The sequence below is a fragment of the Streptomyces sp. NPDC091371 genome, assembly GCF_040684275.1.
Taxonomy (GTDB): domain Bacteria; phylum Actinomycetota; class Actinomycetes; order Streptomycetales; family Streptomycetaceae; genus Streptomyces.
In genome coordinates this window covers 197,416-217,001 of the sequence record NZ_JBFBFP010000003.1, presented here as the reverse complement: position 1 = coordinate 217,001, position 19,586 = coordinate 197,416, and the positions used below count along the sequence as shown (strand labels likewise).

The 19,586-nt window shown below is 74.3% G+C and carries 20 protein-coding genes; 14 read left to right on the top strand and 6 right to left on the bottom strand.

Annotated elements, in window-relative coordinates:
* Positions 1-72 precede the first annotated feature (72 nt).
* Both AB0O21_RS06235 and AB0O21_RS06230 read left to right on the top strand, forming a co-directional pair.
* Positions 73-1,698 carry a peptide-N4-asparagine amidase gene (locus AB0O21_RS06235; RefSeq protein ID WP_365166835.1) on the top strand — a complete coding sequence of 542 codons (1,626 nt, stop codon included), beginning with the start codon at positions 73-75 and terminating at the stop codon, positions 1,696-1,698.
* 27 nt (positions 1,699-1,725) lie between these two features.
* Entirely contained in the window at positions 1,726-3,414 is a 1,689-nt protein-coding gene (locus AB0O21_RS06230; RefSeq protein WP_365166832.1) for a serine/threonine-protein kinase, read from the top strand.
* A 79-nt stretch (positions 3,415-3,493) separates the two neighbouring features.
* On the opposite strand, the gene AB0O21_RS06225 is transcribed toward AB0O21_RS06230, so the two are convergent.
* Together AB0O21_RS06225 and AB0O21_RS06220 are read right to left on the bottom strand one after the other, a co-directional pair.
* A complete protein-coding gene (locus AB0O21_RS06225; protein ID WP_365166830.1) occupies positions 3,494-4,219 on the bottom strand; it encodes a LysM peptidoglycan-binding domain-containing protein in 726 nt (241 codons plus the stop codon).
* 361 nt (positions 4,220-4,580) lie between these two features.
* Complete coding sequence (locus tag AB0O21_RS06220) at positions 4,581-5,516, bottom strand: dihydrodipicolinate synthase family protein (protein WP_365167127.1); 936 nt, start codon at positions 5,514-5,516, stop codon at positions 4,581-4,583.
* Positions 5,517-5,638: 122 nt separating this feature from the next.
* On the opposite strand from AB0O21_RS06220, the gene AB0O21_RS06215 reads away from it, so the two are divergent.
* From AB0O21_RS06215 to AB0O21_RS06205, 3 genes are all read left to right on the top strand, one after another.
* Positions 5,639-6,583 carry a LysR substrate-binding domain-containing protein gene (locus tag AB0O21_RS06215; protein WP_365166828.1) on the top strand — a complete coding sequence of 315 codons (945 nt, stop codon included), beginning with the start codon at positions 5,639-5,641 and terminating at the stop codon, positions 6,581-6,583.
* A 71-nt stretch (positions 6,584-6,654) separates the two neighbouring features.
* A complete protein-coding gene (locus AB0O21_RS06210; protein ID WP_365166826.1) occupies positions 6,655-7,740 on the top strand; it encodes an S-(hydroxymethyl)mycothiol dehydrogenase in 1,086 nt (361 codons plus the stop codon).
* Positions 7,741-7,847: 107 nt separating this feature from the next.
* Positions 7,848-9,158: an alpha/beta fold hydrolase gene (locus AB0O21_RS06205; RefSeq protein WP_365166824.1), complete on the top strand. Its 1,311-nt coding sequence runs from the start codon at positions 7,848-7,850 to the stop codon at positions 9,156-9,158.
* A gap of 10 nt (positions 9,159-9,168) precedes the next feature.
* Here AB0O21_RS06205 and AB0O21_RS06200 read toward each other — a convergent pair whose 3' ends face one another.
* On the bottom strand, positions 9,169-9,960 hold the full coding sequence (locus AB0O21_RS06200; RefSeq protein ID WP_365166822.1) for an MBL fold metallo-hydrolase: 792 nt from the start codon (positions 9,958-9,960) through the stop codon (positions 9,169-9,171).
* Between the two features lie 18 nt (positions 9,961-9,978).
* Between AB0O21_RS06200 and AB0O21_RS06195 the strand changes: the two genes are divergently transcribed.
* Together AB0O21_RS06195 and AB0O21_RS06190 are read left to right on the top strand one after the other, a co-directional pair.
* Positions 9,979-10,743: a PIG-L deacetylase family protein gene (locus tag AB0O21_RS06195; RefSeq protein WP_365166820.1), complete on the top strand. Its 765-nt coding sequence runs from the start codon at positions 9,979-9,981 to the stop codon at positions 10,741-10,743.
* A 67-nt stretch (positions 10,744-10,810) separates the two neighbouring features.
* On the top strand, positions 10,811-11,644 hold the full coding sequence (locus AB0O21_RS06190) for an enoyl-CoA hydratase/isomerase family protein (protein ID WP_365166818.1): 834 nt from the start codon (positions 10,811-10,813) through the stop codon (positions 11,642-11,644).
* Positions 11,645-11,669: 25 nt separating this feature from the next.
* Here the strand turns inward: AB0O21_RS06190 and AB0O21_RS06185 are convergent, their stop codons facing one another.
* Positions 11,670-12,581: an SDR family oxidoreductase gene (locus tag AB0O21_RS06185; protein WP_365166815.1), complete on the bottom strand. Its 912-nt coding sequence runs from the start codon at positions 12,579-12,581 to the stop codon at positions 11,670-11,672.
* 245 nt (positions 12,582-12,826) lie between these two features.
* Between AB0O21_RS06185 and AB0O21_RS06180 the strand changes: the two genes are divergently transcribed.
* The 7 genes from AB0O21_RS06180 (at position 12,827) to AB0O21_RS06150 (ending at position 18,769) form a co-directional block, all read left to right on the top strand.
* A complete protein-coding gene (locus tag AB0O21_RS06180) occupies positions 12,827-13,801 on the top strand; it encodes an NADPH:quinone oxidoreductase family protein (protein WP_365166812.1) in 975 nt (324 codons plus the stop codon).
* Positions 13,798-14,988 carry an acyl-CoA dehydrogenase family protein gene (locus tag AB0O21_RS06175; RefSeq protein WP_365166809.1) on the top strand — a complete coding sequence of 397 codons (1,191 nt, stop codon included), beginning with the start codon at positions 13,798-13,800 and terminating at the stop codon, positions 14,986-14,988. The genes AB0O21_RS06180 and AB0O21_RS06175 overlap by 4 nt, the downstream gene beginning before the upstream one ends.
* A complete protein-coding gene (locus tag AB0O21_RS06170) occupies positions 14,985-16,085 on the top strand; it encodes an acyl-CoA dehydrogenase family protein (protein ID WP_365166807.1) in 1,101 nt (366 codons plus the stop codon). The genes AB0O21_RS06175 and AB0O21_RS06170 overlap by 4 nt, the downstream gene beginning before the upstream one ends.
* Before the next feature lie 200 nt (positions 16,086-16,285).
* Positions 16,286-16,900, top strand: coding sequence for a trimeric intracellular cation channel family protein (locus AB0O21_RS06165; RefSeq protein WP_365166805.1), 615 nt, complete (start codon positions 16,286-16,288; stop codon positions 16,898-16,900).
* A gap of 16 nt (positions 16,901-16,916) precedes the next feature.
* On the top strand, positions 16,917-17,444 hold the full coding sequence (locus AB0O21_RS06160; protein ID WP_365166803.1) for a GNAT family N-acetyltransferase: 528 nt from the start codon (positions 16,917-16,919) through the stop codon (positions 17,442-17,444).
* A 59-nt stretch (positions 17,445-17,503) separates the two neighbouring features.
* Positions 17,504-17,875: a tyrosinase family oxidase copper chaperone gene (locus tag AB0O21_RS06155; protein WP_365166801.1), complete on the top strand. Its 372-nt coding sequence runs from the start codon at positions 17,504-17,506 to the stop codon at positions 17,873-17,875.
* A 30-nt stretch (positions 17,876-17,905) separates the two neighbouring features.
* Complete coding sequence (locus AB0O21_RS06150; protein ID WP_365166799.1) at positions 17,906-18,769, top strand: tyrosinase family protein; 864 nt, start codon at positions 17,906-17,908, stop codon at positions 18,767-18,769.
* Between the two features lie 80 nt (positions 18,770-18,849).
* On the opposite strand, the gene AB0O21_RS06145 is transcribed toward AB0O21_RS06150, so the two are convergent.
* Both AB0O21_RS06145 and AB0O21_RS06140 read right to left on the bottom strand, forming a co-directional pair.
* Positions 18,850-19,140 carry a chaplin gene (locus AB0O21_RS06145; protein WP_365166797.1) on the bottom strand — a complete coding sequence of 97 codons (291 nt, stop codon included), beginning with the start codon at positions 19,138-19,140 and terminating at the stop codon, positions 18,850-18,852.
* A 93-nt stretch (positions 19,141-19,233) separates the two neighbouring features.
* Positions 19,234-19,563: a hypothetical protein gene (locus AB0O21_RS06140; protein ID WP_365166795.1), complete on the bottom strand. Its 330-nt coding sequence runs from the start codon at positions 19,561-19,563 to the stop codon at positions 19,234-19,236.
* Positions 19,564-19,586: the final 23 nt, after the last annotated feature.

Below are 19,586 nucleotides of genomic sequence, written 5' to 3'. Positions count from 1 at the left end.
GGGCGAATTCGCGCCACGTCCGCCGCACCCGCCCTGGCGCGGTCGCAGCGGACCGCGTTTCACTGCGGGCCCATGAGACGACACAGGATCATGGGCCTGCTAGGCGCGATCGCGCTGGCCGCCGGCACCCTGGCCGGAGCGGGACCCGCGCACGGCCGGACCCCCACGGAGCCGCCGCCCGCCGAGTTCGGCACCGACTGGCACGACCCCCTCACCCCCGCCCCGCCCGTCACCCGGCCCGCGACCCGGTCCTGCCAGGTGACCCTCGCGGAGGCGCAGTTCCGCGACTTCACCCCCTACCGCGGCAGCTACGCCCCGCCCACCGACTGCGGCCCGGCCGACTGGGCCAAGGTCGTGCTCCGCCTCGACGGCAAGGTCAAGGGCCGCCAGTACGACCGCCTGGGCAACCTCTCCCTCGGGGGCGTCGAGATCCTGCGCACCTCCACCCCGCAGCCCTCGCCGGACGGCATCACCTGGTCCGTGGAGAAGGACGTCACCCGCTACCGCGACGCCCTCTCCCGCCCGCAGCCCGTTGAGATGCTGATCGGCAACGTCGTCAACGACACCTACACCGGCGTCATCGACGTCACGGTCACCCTGACCTTTCACGCCGCCGAGGACCGCACCCCGCCGGCCTCCGACATCCCCGACCGCGTACTGCCCCTCACCACCCCGTCGGTCACCACTCCGCGCAACACGGAGCGGCTCGTTGCCGAGGTGTACGCCACCGGCTCCGGGGGCGGCTGCGAGGAGTACTGGTACATGACCACTCCGGACGCGGCCCCGTATTCCTGCAAGGCCGCCGACGGCCCCCACCGCGAGGTCCGCGTCTCGGTCGACGGACAACTCGCGGGCATCGCCGCGCCCTTCCCCACGGTCTGGACCGGCGGCTGGTCCAACCCCTTCCTCTGGTACGTCACTCCGGGCCCCCGCGCCTTCGACGTCCAGCCGATCCGCTACGACCTCACCCCCTTCGCCGCGCTCCTCAACGACGGGCGCCCGCACCGGATCGAGGCGACCGTCGCCGGGGTCTCGGCCGGCCAGAGCGGCTGGAGCACCCCCACCAACCTGCTGCTCTGGCAGGACGAGGCCCGCGAGGTCGTCACCGGTGCCGTGACCCGGCACGACCCGGGCGAACCCGCCGGCTCCTCGCGCTGGACGCCCGCCACCCCCGGCGGCGAGCACCGCCTGGATACCGAAGGCGCCCACCGGCTGACCGTCGCCGGATACCTCGACACCTCGCACGGCCGGGTCACCACCACCGTCACCCGCTCCGTCCGGGGCACCTCCGTGCACCGCTGGACCGACGGCGAGAACCGGGACGCGCTGACCGCTACCTGGACCGACGAGGAGAGCGTGACGCGCGGCGCCGCCACCACCCGCACCACCCGCACCTACACGATGGACGGCGAGACCACCCTCGGCGCCGGGGACCGGCTGCGCACCGTCCTCTCGCTCGGCGACCGGGCCGACACCGTCACCCTGCGCGGCGGCCGCACGGTCGACGTCTCCCGGCTCGACGACCGGTACACGGGCGAGGCCACCTACACCGCGAACGTCCCGCGCGACCAGCGCCACGCGGTGGGCACCAGCACCGCCCGCTACCGGCTGCACGGCAGCGGGGTACCCGGAGGGTGCTACGACCGTACGGTCACCACGGTCCAGGGAACGCTCACCGTGGACCGCCGACGCTGTTGACAGCGGCGGCGCCTACGATGAGCCGCCATGGACACTGGTGAGGCCGGCAGACAATTGATCGACGGGCGCTTCGAACTCGTAGCGCCCCTGGGCAGCGGCGGCATGGGTACGGTGTGGCGGGCCCGCGACATCGCCCTGCACCGCGAGGTCGCACTCAAAGAGGTGCGCCCGCCGGACCCGGCGACCGCCGCCGCCCAGCCCGGTCTGGCCGATCAGCTGCGCGAACGGGCCGTTCGCGAGGCCCGGGCCCTCGCCCGCCTGGCCCACCCCCACGTGGTGACGATCCACCACATCGTCGAGCCCGCCGACGGCGCGGGCGGACACCCGTGGATCGTCATGGAGCTCGTCCGGGGCGGGTCCCTGCACGACAAGCTGTCCGCCGGCCCGCTGCCGCTCGCGGACGTGCTGCGGCTCGGCCTCGACGTGCTGTCCGCGCTGCGCGCCGCACACGCCGAGGGGATCCTCCACCGTGATGTGAAACCGGCCAACGTGCTGCTGCGCCCCGACGGATCGGCGGTGCTCACCGACTTCGGCATCGCGGCCCTGCACGGCTCGACGGGACTCACCGCGACGGGCGTGCTGATCGGCTCGCCGGAGTACATCGCGCCCGAACGCGTCCGGGGCGAGGAGGGGCTGGCCTCCTCCGACCTGTGGTCGCTGGGCATGCTGCTGTACGTGGCCGCCGAGGGGGTCCACCCGCTGCGCCGGGCCACCAGCCTGGCCACGGTCGTCGCGGTGCTGGACGAGCCGATCCCGGCACCCGTGCGCTCCGGCCCGCTGGGTTCCGTACTGGAACGGCTGCTCGTACGGGACCCGGCCGCGCGGCCCGACGGGGCGCAGCTGGAACAACTGCTCCGGGACGCGAGCACCGCTCTCGGAGTGGGAGCGACGCCCCCGCCGGCCGCCGTGCCCACCCCCGTCGCCCCGGCCCCGTACGGGCAGTACGGGCCGTACGGATCGCCCACCCCGCCGCCGTTCGGCCCGGTCCCGTCCCCCTACGCGGCCACCACCACGCCCCTCCCCGCGGGGCCGGCCCCGCGCAAGCGCCCGGTCCTGCTCGGCCTCGCGCTCGCCGCCGTGCTGGCGGCCGGGGTCGTGGGCATCGTCCGCTGGCTGCCCGACGGGAGCGGCGACGGCGGCCGTGACGACGCGCAGGGCGGCTCCACGGCCCGCCCCACCGCCACAGCCGCCACGACCGCCGGTGCGGGCGGCACCCCCGGCACCTCCGGCACCCCCGGCCCGAAGGCGAGCGCGCCCAAGGCGAGCGCACCCCGGGGCAGCATGCTCACCCCGGCGAACGTCCGGACCGCGCTGGAGGCGTTCAAGCAGCAGACGGGTACGACCACCTTCGTGGACCTGAAGGTCTACGACGGCTACGTCCTCGCCTCCATCCCCACCGCCCCCGGTGCCGAGACCGTCGACGCCTGGCAGTACCGCGACGGCACGGCCAAGCGCACGGGCCCGGACGGCACGGTCGAGGAGGGCGAGCCGCTCATCGACATGGCCGCGGTCAACTGGGACGCCCTGCCGGGCCTGCTGGAGCAGTCGGCGAAGGACCTGAACGTGCCGAACCCGACCCTGCGCTACGTCATCGTCGAGCCCTGGATGATGGACCAGGTCCCCTGTATGCGTCCCTACCTCACTGACGCGTACGGCCGCGGCGGCTACGTGCTCGCCGGCATCGACGGCAAGGTCAAGAAGGTCGTCCCCTTCTGACACCGCCGGAGCGCCGCACGCACGAAGGCCGGGACATCCGCACTGGACGTCCCGGCCCGCGTTGCGGCAAGGGGCCGGCTCAGTAGGGCCCGTTGACGTTGTCGATGGAGCCGTAGCGCGCGGCCGCGTAGTTGCACGCCGCGGTGATGTTGGCGACCGGGTCGTAGGAGTCCGTCGACGTGCCCGGCACGTGGTAGGTCTGGAAGGTCGGGTCGATGACCTGGAGCAGGCCCTTGGACGGGATGCCGTTCTGGGCGTTGATGTCCCAGTTGTTGATGGCGAGGGGGTTGCCCGAGGACTCCCGCATCACGTTGCGGTGAATTCCGTTGTAGGTACCGGGAATTCCGTGCTTGGCCATCACGGCGAGGGACTCGCGGATCCATCCGTCGAGATTGTTCGCGTAGGTGATGGGGGTACGGGTGGCGGACCTGCTCGCGCGGGTGGCGTCGGCGGTCTTCGCCTCGGCGCCGAGCTTCAGTTTGATGCCGGGCCGGATGACCGACGGGTTGTCACCGATGACGCTCTTGTTCGCCGCGTAGAGCTCCTTCCAGCCGCCGCTCACGGAATGCTTCGCCGCGATCTCCGAAAGGGTGTCGCCGGCGACCACGGAATACGTCGTGGGAGTGGCGGTGCCGGCCGTGGGGGCGGCGGTGTGAGCCGTGGGGGCGGTGGTCTTCTCCACCGCCCCGGCGGTGGTCGCGCTGATCAGCGGGAGGGTGAGGGCCGCGCCACCGGTGCCGACGAGAGCCAGCTTGCGGGTGAACGGGTTGTGCTTCGGCCGACGGTGCTTTCCCTTTGCGGGCATGGCGGAGTTCCTCACGTGGGGGGACGGGAGAGCCCCGGCGGCGGCCGGATTCGGCTGCGTACCACCAGGAACGAGGCGACCGTAGGCGAGCCCGCCGGGCGGGAACAAGACCCGAATTCCACCGGTAGATCGACTTCCCGCCTTAGGTCCGGAAAATGACCTTGGAGGGGGGTTCGCGCAATAGCCGATTCCCTTTCCGGGAAAAGGGAATCGGCCCTTCGGGGGAAATGATGTTGGAATGTCCGGCGTGACTCACATCACGGGCCGGAGACCCCGCGGTCAATCCGGGCAAGTCCGGTCTCTGTGCGCCTCATTCGGGCGACTCGTGCGTTATGCGCAAATCGCCCATTCCGGGCATTTCTCAGCGTGGGAATCCCTCGCTCCCGAGTTCTTCCAGCCGCTCCAGCGCCGCCGCCACGGCCGCCCCGGAAGCGGGCAGCAGGGGGAGCCGTACAGCGGGCGTCGGAATGCGCCCCAGCGCGTGCAGGACGCCCTTGACGACCGTCGGGTTCGGTTCGGCGAACGCCGCCGCCGACAGCCTGGCCAGTGCGTGCCCCAGCGCCCGCGCCCGCGCCGCGTCCCCCGCCCGCCAGGCCCCGGCGAGCTCCGCGAACCGGGCCGTCGCCAGATGGGCCGAGGCGAGGATCCCGCCCGCCGCGCCCAGCGCCAGCAGCGGGGAGGCGTACGCGTCGTCCCCGGCCAGCACCTCGAACCCGGCCGGCAGGTCCCCGAGCAGCGTGACCGTGTCCTCGCCGATGCCCCCGCCCGCGTACTTCATCCCGGCCACCCCCGGGAGCGCCCCGAGCGCCCGCAGCGCGGCCGCGTCCAGCGGCTGTCCCGTGCGGTACGGGATGTGATAGACGATCAGCGGTACGGGGCTCACCTCCGCCAGCCGCGCGAAGTGCGCCAGCACCCCCGCCGCCGAGGGCCGCACGAACGACGGGACGGTCACCAGCGCCGCCCGCGCCTGCGGCCACCGGGCCAGCCGGGCCAGCGAGGCCTCGGCGGCCCGGGTCCCGCTCGCCCCCGCGCCGATGGTCAGCGTCGCGCCCCGCTCCCCGCAGACCCGGGCGCACACGTCGGTGACGAGGTCCCGCTCCGCCTCGTCGAGGGCGGCGCTCTCCGCGGTGGTGCCGAGGGCGACGATCCCGGTGGCGCCCGCGTCGAGCACCTCGTGGGCGAGGCCTTCGAGGGCGTCGGCGGCCACCTCCCCGGCCCGGTCGAAGGGGGTGACGAGCGGGACGTGGATCCCGTGGAGGAAGGCGGAGCGGGGGCGGGTCTCAGCCGCGCTCCCCATCGCGCTCCCCGTCGTGTTCTGCATCGTGCTCTGCATCGTGTCCTGTGCCATGCCGTAGAGCCTGGCCCGCCCGACCCGACAGATCCAGTTCGCATTTCTTATCCGACACGTAAGCTGAGCCGATGCTCGATGTACGACGCCTGCGCCTGCTGCGCGAACTCGCCCGCCGCGGCACCATCGCCGCCGTGGCCGAAGCCCTCGCCTTCAGCCCTTCGGCGGTGTCCCAGCAACTCGCCGTCCTCGAACGGGAAGCCGGCCTGCCGCTGCTGGAACGCACCGGCCGCCGGGTCCGCCTCACCCCCGCCGGACAGCACCTGGTCGAGCACGCCGAAGCCGTCCTCGAACGCCTGGAACAGGCCGAAGCCGATCTCGCCGAGGCCCGCGGCGGCCTGGCCGGCGCCCTGCGGATCGGGGCCTTCCCCACCGCCACCCGGGCCATCGTCCCCGCAGCCCTGGTCGCCCTTGCCCGGCGCCACCCGGGACTGGAGCCCATGGTCTCGGAGACAGACCCGGCGGCCGTCGCGCACGCGCTGCGCGCCGGGGACCTGGACGTGGCCCTGGTCCACGAGTACGACTTCGTCCCGGCCGCCCAGGAGCCGGGCCTGGCCACCGAGCCCCTGTACGAGGAGGCGATGTACGTGGCCGCGCCGGCCGCCGGAGCCGCCGAGCCGGACGAGGACCCCGTGGACCGGATCGCCCAGGGCGCGGTCCTGCGCAGGCACGCCGGCGCGCCCTGGATCACCGCCACCCCCGGCACCCTCTGCCACGCCATGACCCTGCGCGCCTGCCAGGCCGCCGGGTTCACGCCCCGCGTCCGCCACCAGGTCGACGAGTTCGCCACCGTGCTCGCCCTGGTCGCGGCGGGCCAGGGCGTGGCCGTCGTACCGCAGCTCGGCATCGCCGCCCCCGCCGATCCGGCCGTACGCCTCACCCGCCTGCTCATGGGCCGGCGCACCCAGCTCGCCTTCCGCAGCGGCGCCGCCGCCCACCCGGCCGTGGCCGCCTTCGGCGCGGCCCTGCGCGCGTCCGTGCCACCGGATTTGGCTGCACCGCGCGCCGTGCGGTGACACAACTGCCCCGGCGGGCGCGGCCCGTGTACGTTGCTGACGGCAGCCAACGACACCAGAGCGGGGTAGACGTGACGCATCGCGTACGAGGGGTCATCGCCCGGAGCAAGGGCGCACCGGTGGAGACGACGACGATCCTCGTGCCCGACCCGGGGCCGGGCGAAGCGCTCGTACGGGTCCAGGCCTGCGGGGTCTGCCACACCGACCTGCACTACCGCGAGGGCGGCATCAACGACGAGTTCCCCTTCCTGCTCGGCCACGAGGCCGCCGGGACCGTCGAATCGGTCGGCCCGGACGTCACCTCGGTGGCCCCCGGTGACTTCGTCGTCCTCAACTGGCGTGCCGTGTGCGGCACCTGCCGGGCCTGCAGGCGCGGACGGCCCTGGTACTGCTTCGCCACGCACAACGCCGCCCAGCCCATGACCCTGGAGGACGGCACCCCGCTCTCCCCGGCCCTCGGCATCGGTGCCTTCGCCGAGAAGACCCTGGTCGCGGCCGGGCAGTGCACCAAGGTCGACCCGGCCGCCTCGCCCGCCGCCGCCGGACTCCTCGGCTGCGGCGTGATGGCCGGCCTCGGCGCCGCCCTGAACACCGGCAACGTCGGCCGCGGCGACTCCGTCGCCGTCATCGGCTGCGGGGGAGTCGGCAACGCCGCCGTGGCCGGGGCCAGGCTGGCGGGGGCCTCCCGGATCATCGCCGTGGACCTCGACGACCGGAAACTGGAGTGGGCCAAGGGGCTCGGCGCCACGCACACGGTCAACGGCCGCACGGAGGACGTGGTCAAGGCCGTACAGGATCTCACCGGGGGCAACGGCGCGGACGTGGTCATCGAGGCCGTCGGCCGCCCCGAGACCTACCGCCAGGCCTTCTACGCGCGCGACCTCGCGGGCACCGTGGTCCTGGTCGGCGTGCCGACCCCGGACATGAGGCTCGAACTCCCGCTCCTCGACGTCTTCGGCCGCGGCGGCGCCCTCAAGTCCTCCTGGTACGGGGACTGCCTGCCCGAACGGGACTTCCCGCTGCTCATCGACCTCTACCTGCAGGGCCGGCTCGACCTGGACGCCTTCGTCTCCGAGACCATCCCGCTCGACGGGGTCGAGGACGCGTTCGCCCGGATGGAGCGCGGCGAGGTGCTCCGCTCGGTGGTCGAGTTCTGAGCGGCGCGACCGGGCCACCGGCTTAGACTCGGACGGAACTCCACCCGCCCCCGGCCGCGATCCGGCCGGGGCGCGGGCCTCCGCACCTCGTACCCCTGGGGCCGTCCGTGACCGTCGAGCACAGCTACCGCCACCCCGGAACGGTCCTCACCGACCACCGGTTCACCGTCCCGCTGGACCACGCGCGCCCGGACGGGGAGCGGATCGAGCTGTACGCCCGCGAGGTCGTCGCCTCGGACAAGGACCCCGAGACCCTGCCGTGGCTGCTCTACCTGGAGGGCGGTCCCGGCTTCGGCGCCCGGCGGTTCATCGGCCGCCAGGCCTGGCTGGAGCGGGCGCTGACCGACTACCGGGTCCTGCTCCTCGACCAGCGCGGCACCGGCCGCTCCACCCCCGCGAACCGGCAGACCCTGCCGCTGCGCGGCACCCCCGAGCAGCAGGCCGAGTACCTCGCGCACTTCCGCGCCGACTCCATCGTCCGCGACGCCGAGGCCATCCGCCCCGGCCTGACCGGCGGCGCGCCGTGGACCGTGCTCGGCCAGAGCTTCGGCGGCTTCTGCACGGTCAACTACCTCTCGACCGCGCCCGAGGGCCTCACCGCTGCCCTGATCACCGGCGGGCTGCCCTCGCTGACCGCCACCGCGCGGGAGGTGTACGAGGCCGCGTACCCCCGCATGGAGCGCAAGAACCTCGCGCACTACGCGCGCTACCCGATGGACGTCGAGCGCGCCCGCCGGATCGCCGCCCACCTCGCGGAGCGCCCCGCCGAACTCCCCGGCGGCCACCTCCTCACCGTGGAGGCCTTCCAGTCCCTCGGCATCCTCCTGGGCGTCGGCGAAGGCAGCCACCAGCTGCACCACCTCCTCGAGGACGCCTTCGTCCCCACCCCGGCCGGCCCCGCCCTCTCCGACGCCTTCCTGGAGGCCGTCCGCGCGCAGCTCTCCTTCGCCGGGCACCCCCTCTACGCCCTGCTGCACGAGGCGATCTACGCCCAGGACCCGGCCGCGCCCACCGCCTGGGCCGCCGACCGCGTGCACGCGGACCGGCCCCGCTTCGACGCCGCCAAGACCCTCGCGGGCGACGAGCCGCTGCTCTTCACCGGGGAGACCGTCCACCCCTGGCACTTCACCACCGACCCGGCCCTCGTCCCGCTGCGCGAGACCGCGGAACTGCTGGCCGCCCGCACCGGCTGGCAGCCGCTCTACGACCCGGCCCGGCTCGCCGCCAACGAGGTGCCGGTGGCCGCCGCCGTGTACCACGACGACCTGTACGTGGACACCGCGGACTCGCTGCGCACCGCCCGCGCGATCCGCGGCCTGCGGACCTGGGTGACGGACGAGTTCGAGCACGACGGAGTGCGCGCGGGCGGGACGCGCGTCCTCGACCGCCTGCTGGCCCTCGTACGGGACGAGGCCTGAGCCGGGGGGATCAGCCCGGCTCCACGAACGCGCGGGTCAGGTGCGCGGTGCCCAGCAGGGCGCCGCGCTCCACCGCTCGGGCCAGCAGCGCCTCGCGCGAGGCTCGGGCGGCGGCCCGGTCCCGCTCGTGGGAGTAGGGGACCGCCGGATCGGCCAACTGCACGGCGTGCACCAGCACATCGCCGGTGACCAGCACGTCCCGCGCCCCGTCGCCCTGCTCGACGAGCACCGACTGGTGCCCGGGAGTGTGCCCCGGCGTCGGCAGCAGGGTGATGCCGGGGAACAGCCGGTGCGCCCCGTCCACCTCGTGCAGCTGCCCGGCGGCCCGCAGCGGCGCCACCGTCCACTCCCACACGGGGTCCGCCCGCTCCAGCGCGGCCACCTCCGCCCGCTGTACGACGTACCGCGCGGCCGGGAAGCACGGCTCCCGGTCCGCCCCCGCCGTCCACCCCGCGTGGTCCTCGTGCAGGTGGGTCAGGACCACCGCCTCCACCTGGGCCGGCTCGATCCCGGCCGCCGCGAGCGCGGCGGGCAGCCGCCCCGGCACCGGCGCCCAGGCGGCGGCGGGCGAGGCCGCGGGACCGACCCCCGCGTCGACCAGGACCCAGCGGCCGCCCGGCCGGGCGACCGCGAAGCACCGGAAGTCCAGCACCCAGGACCCGTCCGGGCCGGCCGCGCCCGGATCCAGCTGTGCGGCCCGCGCCCAGGCGGCCCCGTCCGCCCCGGGGAAGGCGGTGCGCGCCGGCTCGAAGAAACTCCCGGTGGCGTCGAGCAGCGCCACCACCCGCCCATGACGATCCATTCGCCTATTGTGCGATGTATGACTGAACAGCACGATCAGCAGGCCCCGTTGCCCCCCATGCCCACCGACTGGCAGCGCGCGCTCGCCGTGGTGGCCCACCCGGACGACCTGGAGTACGGCGCCGCCGCCGCCATCGCGGACTGGACGGAAGGCGGCCGCGAGGTCGTCTACCTCCTCGCCACGCGCGGCGAGGCGGGCATCGACACCATCGCCCCCGCCGAATGCGCCCCGCTGCGCGAGGCCGAGCAGCGCGCGAGCGCGGCCGTCGTCGGCGTGTCCGAGGTGGAGTTCCTCGACTACCGCGACGGGGTGATCGAGTACAGCCTGGACCTGCGCCGGGACATCGCCGCGGCCATCCGCCGGCACCGCCCCGAGCTGGTCATCACGATGAACCACCGCGACACCTGGGGCGGTGCGGAGGGCGGCGGTTTCTGGAACACCCCCGACCACAAGGCCGTCGGCCGGGCCACCCTGGACGCGGCCGCCGACGCGGGCAACCGGTGGATCTTCCCCGAGCTCCTGACCGAACAGGGCCTGGAGCCCTGGAACGGGGTGCGCTGGGTCGCGGTGAGCGGTACGACCACCCCGACGCACGGGGCCGACGCCGGGCCGGGCATGGAGCGGGCCGTGAAGTCGCTCATGGAGCACAAGGCGTACATCGAGGTGCTGACGGACCAGGACCCCGAGGAGTACGTACGCGGCTTCCTCGGCGGCGTCGCCGCGCAGGCGGGGGCCCGGTTCGGCGGCCGCCCGGCGGTGCTGTTCGAGGTCTTCCCCCGCTGAGTCTTCCCCGGCCGGCCCGCCACCCCTAGTCTGACGGCTCGTCAGGTATGGAGGGGGTGCGGGCCCGGTGATCGACACCGTTTCGACGGAGATCGCGGAGGGCGAGGAGCGGATCCGGCTGGACACGGCGGACGGCATCGCGGTCCTCACCCTGTGCCGCCCGGAGAAGCTCAACGGCTGGAGCTGGGAGTCCACCCGGCAGCTCGGCCTGCTCGCGGACCGGATCCGCTTCGACCCCTCGGTGCGCGCGGTGCTGCTGCGCGCCGAGGGGCGGGCCTTCTGCGCGGGGATCGACGTGACCGCGCCGGGCGGCGCCATCACCGGCGCCTCCGCCGCCGAGCGCACCCGCAACTACTACGAGGGCATCCGCTGGGTCCACGAGCGGTTCGCCGTGCTCGCCCGCCTCCCGCAGCCCGTGGTGGCCGCAGTCCAGGGCCACTGCCTCGGCTTCGGCTTCGAGCTGGCACTGATGGCGGACGTCCGGGTGGCCGCCGAGGACGCCGTCTTCGCCCTGCCGGAAGCCCAGTTGGGCGTGGCCGTCGACGCGGGCGGCGACCTCCGCATCGCCCGCGAGGCGGGCGCCGGCTGGGCCAAGTACCTGGCCCTGACCGGCCGCCGCATCGACGCCGCCACGGCGCACCGGCTGAACCTGCTCCAACTGGTCGTCCCGGGCGGGGAACTGGAGCCCACCGCCCGCGCGCTGGCCGCGGAGATCGCCGCGAACGCGCCCCTCGCGGTGCAGGGGATCAAGCGGGGGATCGACTCCTACGCCGACGCCGCCCTGCCCGCCGCCCTCGACCGCGTGGCGATGACCGCCGCCCTCACCCTCACCTCGGAGGACGTCCGCGAGGGCTACGGCGCCAAGGCGGCCCGCCGCCCGCCCCACTTCACGGGCGGCTGATCCTGCCTGTTCCGACAGGCACGCCCTATCCGCCGAACGGGCCGCGCCCCAGCTGCTCCCGGACCGGGACCACCTGGGGGTTGACCACGGCCCGGCGCTGCCAGTTCGCCCCGTCCACCACCAGCGTGTGGCCGGTCACGAACCGGGCGTAGGGGGAGGCCAGGAAGGTCGCGGCCCAGCCCAGCTCGCGCGGCGCCCCCACCCGCAGGGCGGGCTGCCGGCCGCCCTTGGTGTCAGGGGTCTTGGTGTCGGGAGCGGCGCGCTCCAGGCCGCCCCGGATGTCCTCGGTCATCTCGGCGTGCGGGAACAGCCCGGGCACCAGCCCGTTGATCTGGATGCCGTACGGGCCCCACTCGACCGCGAGCGTCTCCACCAGGTTCTTCACCCCGGCCTTGGCGGCGGCGCTGTGGGCGAAACCCGGGCCGCCCGTCCACGCGTAGGACGCGCCGATGTTCACGATCGACCCCGGGGTGCCGGCGGCGAGGTGGCGGCGGCCGAACTCGCGGGTCATGAACCAGGTGCCGGTCAGGGTGATGTCGACCACCGCGCGCCAGGCGTTCGGCGTCAGGTCCTCGGCGGGGGAGGGGAAGTTGGCGGCCGCGTTGTTCACCAGTACGTCCGGGAGGCCGAACGCCGCCTCGGCCGCGTCGAAGACCTCCGCGACCCGCTCCGGGTCCCGGATGTCGCAGACGGCCGCCGACACCCGGCCCGCGCCGGGTACGGCCGCCAACTCCTCCCGCGCCGCCTTGAGCTGCTCGGCCCGCCGGCTCGCGATCACCAGATCGGCGCCGAGCCGCGCGAACTCGGCGGCGACGGCCTTGCCCAGCCCGGTGCCGCCACCGGTCACGAGGACCACCTGCCCGGCGTACGTACCGGGAGGCAGGGCGGCGGCGCCGAGCGGGGGTGGCGCGGGCAGCCCGCGCAGGGGGGTCTCCATGCGCCCATCGATAGCGTGCGGGCGCTGAGATGGCCATGCCCGGGACGCGGACGATCGCCAGGGGCGTACGCCGACCGCCCGCGCAGCTCGGATCGCGGCGCCCGCCCCCGCACCGTTCCGGCACGGCGTCGGCGTCAACCCGGACCGGGTCGTTCCCCCGGCGGTCCCGACGGGTTCACAGAACATCAAGCGACCGCTTAGTATGCCCGCGGAGCGTGATTCTCGACGGCGGCTGGAGGCCCCGGATGCAGGCATGGCGCGTACACACCCCCGGCGAACCCCGCGAGGCGATGCGCCTCGAAGAGGTTCCCGAGCCGGTGCCCGGTGAGGGCGAGGTGAGGCTCAAGGTGCTCGCCGCCAACGTCAACTTCCCCGACGCGCTGCTCGTCCGCGGCCAGTACCAGATCCGCCCGCCCCTGCCGTTCACCCCCGGCGTCGAGGTCTGCGCCGAGACCGAGGACGGCCGCCGCGTCATCGCCAACCCGAGCCTGCCGCACGGCGGCTTCGCCGAGTACGTCACCGCGCCCGCGCGCGCCCTGCTCCCCGCACCGGACGCCCTCGACGACGCCGAGGCCGCCGCCCTGCACATCGGCTACCAGACCGGCTGGTTCGGCCTGCACCGCCGCGCCCGCCTGCGGAGCGGCGAGACCCTCCTCGTGCACGCCGCGGCCGGCGGGGTCGGCAGCGCCGCCGTCCAGCTCGGCAAGGCCGCCGGAGCCACCGTCATCGGGGTCGTCGGCGGGAAGGCCAAGGCCCGCACCGCCGAGGAACTCGGCTGCGACCTGGTCATCGACCGCACGGCGGAGGACATCGTCGCCCGGGTCAAGGAGTTCACCGGCGGCCGCGGCGCCGACGTGGTCTACGACCCGGTCGGCGGCGACGCCTACACCGCCTCCACCAAGTGCGTGGCGTTCGAGGGCCGGATCGTCGTCGTCGGCTTCGCGAGCGGCACCATCCCCGCCCCCGCGCTCAACCACGCGCTGGTGAAGAACTACGCCGTCCTCGGCCTGCACTGGGGGCTCTACGCCGCCAAGGAGCCCGCCGCCATCCTCGCCTGCCACACCGAACTCACCCGGCTCGCCGCCGAGGGGGCCGTCACACCGCTCGTCAGCGAACGCCTCCCGCTGACCGCGGCCGCCGACGCCGTACAACGCCTCGCCGACGGCACCACCACCGGCCGGCTGGTGCTCGTACCGGCCATGGACGGAGCGACGCGATGACCGTGTCCGCCGAAGAACTCACCGCCCGCGTACGGGACCTGCTGGACGCCCACCCGCCCGCCGGCACCGACCGCGCCGACTTCCTGCGCGCCCGCTTCGACGCCGGACTCGCCTGGGTCCACTACCCCGAGGGCCTCGGCGGACTCGGCGCGCCCCGCACCCTCCAGGCCGTCGTCGACGCCGAACTGGAGGCCGCCGGAGCCCCCGACAACGACCCGCGCCGGATCGGCATCGGCCTCGGCATGGCCGCGCCGACGATCCTCGCCTACGGCACCGAGGAGCAGAAGCGCCGCTTCCTGCGCCCCCTGTGGGTCGGCGAGGAGGTCTGGTGCCAGCTTTTCAGCGAGCCCGGAGCCGGCTCCGACCTCGCCGCGCTCGCCACCCGCGCCGTCCTCGACGAGTCCACGGGGGAGTGGGTGGTGGACGGCCAGAAGGTGTGGACCTCCAGCGCCCACACCGCCCGCTGGGGCATCCTGATCGCCCGCACCGACCCCACGCTCCCCAAGCACCAGGGCATCACCTACTTCCTGTGCGACATGCGCGCCCCGGGCGTCGAGGTCCGGCCGCTGCGCCAGATCACCGGCGAGGCCGAGTTCAACGAGGTCTTCCTGACCGGCGTCCGCATCCCCGACGCCCGGCGCCTGGGTGCCGTCGGCGAGGGCTGGGCCGTCGCCCGGACCACCCTGATGAACGAACGCGTCTCCATCGGCGGCATGCGCCTCCCGCGCGAGGGCGGAATGATCGAACCCGTCTGCGCCGCCTGGCGCGAGCGCCCCGAACTGCGCACCCACGCCCTCCACCAGCGGCTGCTGGAACTGTGGGTGGAGGCCGAAGTCGCCCGCCTCACCGGCGAACGACTGCGCCAGCAGCTGGCCGCCGGACAGCCCGGCCCCGAGGGGTCTGGCATGAAGCTCACGTTCGCCCGCCTCAACCAGGAGATCAGCGGCCTGGAGGTCGAACTCCTGGCCGAGGAAGGCCTGTCGTACGACGACTGGACCATGCGGCGCCCCGAGGGCGTCGACTTCACCGGCCGCGAAGCCGGCTACCGCTACCTGCGCGCCAAGGGCAACAGCATCGAGGGCGGCACCAGCGAAATCCTCCTCAACATCGTCGCCGAACGCGTCCTCGGCCTGCCCCCCGAGCCGCGCGACGACAAGGACCTCCCCTGGAAGGACCTGGCCCGATGACCCTCGACCTGCTCTACTCCGAGACGGAAGAGGAACTCCGCTCGGCCGTACGGTCCTTGCTCGCCGACCGCTGCGACAGCGCGGCCGTCCTCGCCCGCGCCGAGACCGGCAGGCCGCACGACCCGGCCCTGTGGGACACCCTCGCCGCCGGCATCGGAGCCGCCGGCCTCCTCGTCCCCGAGAAGCTCGGCGGCCAGGGCGCGAGCCACCGCGAAGCCGCCGTGGTCCTGGAGGAGCTGGGCAGGGCCGTGGCGCCCGTGCCGTACCTGACGAGCTCGGTGCTCGCCACGGAGATCCTGCTCGGCTGCGACACCCCGGAAGCCGCCGACCTCCTACGGGAGCTGGCCTCCGGCAGCCGGATCTGCGCACCGGCCGTACCGCTCACCCTCGCCCCGGGCGCCCCCCTGCCGGCCCCCGCCCGGGACTCCGGCGACGGCACCCTGAGCGGCTCGGTCACCTCCGTCGCCGACGCGGTGGCCGCCGACGTCCTCCTCGTGCCGGCCGACACCGGCCTGTACGCCGTCCCCGCCGCCTCGGCCGAGCTGACCGGGCAGGTCCCGCTGGACCTGACCCGGCCGCTCGCCACCGTCACCCTGCGGCAGGCCCCGGGCACCCGCCTCGCCGACCCGGCCACGGCCCGCGCGGCGGTCGCCGGAGCGCTGCTCACCGGGGCCGGCCTGCTGGCCTCCGAGCAGCTGGGGCTGGCCGAGTGGTGCCTGACCGAGACCGTCGCCCACGTCCGCACGCGCCACCAGTTCAACCGGCCCGTCGGCTCCTTCCAGGCCCTCAAGCACCGCCTCGCCCGGCTCTGGCTCGACGTGGCCTCCGCGCGCGCGGCCGCCAGAGCGGCGGCCGACGCGCTGGCCACCGGCGCCCCCGACGCCCCCCTCACGGTGGCCGTGGCCCAGGCCTACTGCTCGGGCGTGGCCGTCCGGGCCGCGGAGGAATGCGTACAGCTCCACGGCGGCATCGGCATGACCTGGGAGCACCCGGCCCACCTGTACCTCAAGCGGGCCAAGGCCGACTCCCTGGCCCTGGGCACGACGGGCCACCACCGCGGCCTCGTGGCCGACTTCGCGGAACTCCCGGCCCCGTAGCCCCCGCTCCTCAATCGCCGGAGGGGCTGGAGTTCCCCGGGCTGGGACCGGCTCGGGCGCGGGGCTGCGCCGCGCCAGGGCGCACCCCGCACGGCCCCCGGCAGGGAACCGGCCGAACGGCCGATGCGACGTGCGGGTGTGCTCCGGCACCCTCGACGGGTTGCCCGACACACCGCACACCCCGTGAAGGAGGCCGCGCCGTGCTGCACGCCCTCTACCTCCTCGGCATCGCCGCCTTCGCCGCCTCCGGCGTCCTCGCCGCGCACCGCGCCGACATGGACCCCTTCGGCGGGCTCGTCCTCGCCTTCGCCGCTGCCATCTCCGGCGGCACCCTGCGCGACCTCATCCTCGACCGGCACCCCCTCTACTGGACGCACGACTGGCTGCTGCTCGCCCTCATCGCCTCCGTCGCCGTCCTGACCATGCTCCACCTGCGCCGCCGGCGCACCCTCCCGCACCGCGCCCTCATGGTCGTCGACGCGGTCGGCCTGGCCGTGGTCACCGTCATCGGCGCCCGCGCCGCCGTCGACGCCCACGTCACCCCCGTCGCCGTGCTCATCCTCGCCGTCCTGACCGGGGTGACCGGCGAGGTCGTCCGCGACGTGCTCTGCGGGGAGTTGCCGCCGCTGCTGCTGCGGGAGGAGGTGTACGCGACAGCCGCCCTCGCCGGCGCCGCCTGCTACCTGGGACTGCACTGGGCCGGGGCCCCGGACACCCTCAACACCGCCGGCTCCGCGGCCCTCGTCTTCGCACTCCGCATGGCCGCGATCTTCCGCGACCTCCACCTGCCCCGCCTCCAGCGCGCCTCCGCCTGATCCGTAGGGTGGCCGCATGACGGCCACCATCAGCCCCCTCGACGCCACCGGCCTGCGTGCGCACCGCGACGAACTGGCCGCCCTGCTCCTCGCGGTCGTCGAGGGCGGCTCCTCGCTCGGCTTCCTCGCAGGCCTCGACCACGCGGGCGCCGCCGCCTGGTGGGACTCCCTGCTGCCCGCCGTGGAGGAGGGCTCCCTCGCGCTGTGGGTCTCCCGCACCGGCGGCGGCCGCATCGACGGCACCGTCAGCTGGTACCGGGAGTCCAAGCCCAACGGCCGCCACCGCGCCGAGCTGCGCAAGCTCATGGTCCATCCGGCGGCCCGCGGCCGGGGCACCGCCGGCGCCCTGCTCGCCGCGGCCGAGTCGGCCGCCGCCCGCGCCGGGGTGGTGCTGCTGTTCCTGGACACCGAGACCGGCAGCGGCGCCGAGCAGGTCTACCTCCGGGCGGGCTGGACCGAGGTCGGCACCATTCCCGACTACGCCACCGACCCGGCCGGCAACCTGCGCCCCACCACCCTCTTCTACAAGCACCCTCAAGGGTGACCTCGCCCGCCGCGCGGCGTTAGACCCGTAGCCGCCGGCCACCGAGCGAGGGAGCCCGTATGTCGTCCGCAGCAACCGCCGCCGCACCACTGACCCGCCGCGCGGTCCTCCGTACGGCCTTCACCGCGCTCGTGCTCGCCGGTACCGGCGCCGCCCTGGCCCCCGTACTGCGCGCCAGGCGCCCCCGGCAGACCCTGACCCCGGCGCCGCTCGCCGAGGAGGAGACCTACCGGGGCCGGCACATCGCCGTCGACCTCGCGGGTGTCCGCATCGACGGCCGGCCGCTGCACGTCATGCGCCGCGCAGACGGCAGCTACCTCAGCGGGATCAACCACTTCCAGTCCTACGCGACGCCCCTGGAACTGGCCCGCGCCGCAGTCGACGAACTGGGCACGGCCCAGCTGGCGTTCGCGGCCCCGCACCACGGCTGACACACGTACGGGAACAGGAGGAGCTCCGCGTTGTACACCCGGCAGAACCAGAGGAACCTGACCAGCGCCCAGAAGAAGCGGTTCACGGCGGCCGTGCTGGAGCTGAAGCGCGACGGCACCTACGACTCCTTCGTGCGCACCCACGACAAGTACTTCGTGCCCGACCGCGACCGCAAGCTCCGCGTCGGGCACATGTCGCCGTCCTTCTTCCCGTGGCACCGGCTCTACCTGCTGCGCTTCGAGCAGGAGTTGCAGCGCGTGGACCCCGGCGTCTCCATCCCCTACTGGGACTGGACCACCGACACCAGCCCGGTGTCCTCCCTGTGGGCCGACGACTTCCTCGGCGGCACGGGCCGGGAGAGCGACCGCAAGGTGATGACCGGCCCGTTCGCCCACGACAAGGGCAACTGGACGGTGACGGTGGGCATCACGGAGTCCGCCTTCCTCACCCGCAACCTGGGCCGGCCGCAGAACCCGATCACCCTGCCCACCCCGGCCGAGCTCCAGTGGGCGATCGACGATCCGACCTACGACTCCTCGCCCTGGAACTCCACCGCCTCCGGCGGCAGCTTCCGCAACAAGCTGGAGGGCTGGGCCGCGCCCAGGAGCGAGCGCTGGCGCAACCACAACAAGGTCCACCAGTGGATCGGCGGCCACATGACGGGCGGTACGGCCCCCAACGACCCGGCGTTCTGGCTGCACCACGCCTTCGTCGACCTGATCTGGGACCGCTGGCAGGAGAAGCACCCCGCATCCGGGTACCTGCCGGCCGCACCGCTGCCGTACGAGGACCTCCAGCGCGGGCGGGTGATCGCCCTCGACGAGCCGATGCCCCCGTGGAACCTCACCCCGCGCGAGGTGCTCAGCCATCGGGGCGTGTACCGCTACGAATGACCTGAGAACGGATGACGGAAAGGGCCCCCGCCGCTCGGCGGGGGCCCTTTCGACGATCAGACGATCAAGGGATCAGGCGATCAGTGGCCGTAGTCCCCGCCCTCGGTGTGGTGGTCGTCGCCGTGGCCGCCCGAGGCGTTCACGCAGGTGTTGCCGAACGCCGGGTTGAGCAGCGCGATCACGTTGACCGTGTTGCCGCAGACGTTGACGGGGACGTGCACCGGAACCTGGAGCAGGTTGCCCGACAGGACACCGGGAGAGTGGGCCGCCGCACCGTGCGCTCCGGCATCGGCGACAGCCAGACCCGCGCCGGCGGTCACGGCGCTACCGGCCACAGCGGTGATGGCGAATGCCTTCGCGATACGCGACATCAAGATCTCCTCGTGAGATATAGGGGCCACAGAATCTGCGGCATTGACATGGCATACAACGCGGGGAGGGCCGAGGGGTCACGGCCGCTGCGCCTACCCGGTGACGGCAAATGCCACCGAGGCGAAGTACGGGCGCACCTGGGTGACGGTGCCGGGCCGCAGAACCTCGACCACCCGGCCCGTGCATCCCGGATCGCGGTAGAAGGTCGCCGTGGCCGAAGTCCTGTTGGAGACCGCGCGGCCGCCGCCGCCCTCCGCCGGGGCGCAGCCCCTCGGCGCGGAGAGTCCGTGGGGCCGGTCGTCCTGGCCGACGTACTGGAAGTCGGGCCCGGCGGCAACGGCCCGGGCCGCGCCGCCGGCGGCGAATGCGGCCGCGGCCAGCAGCAGAGCGGGCAGGATGGGGTGGATACGCAGGGATCGCATGCCCCGTCCAACCAGCCGGGGCC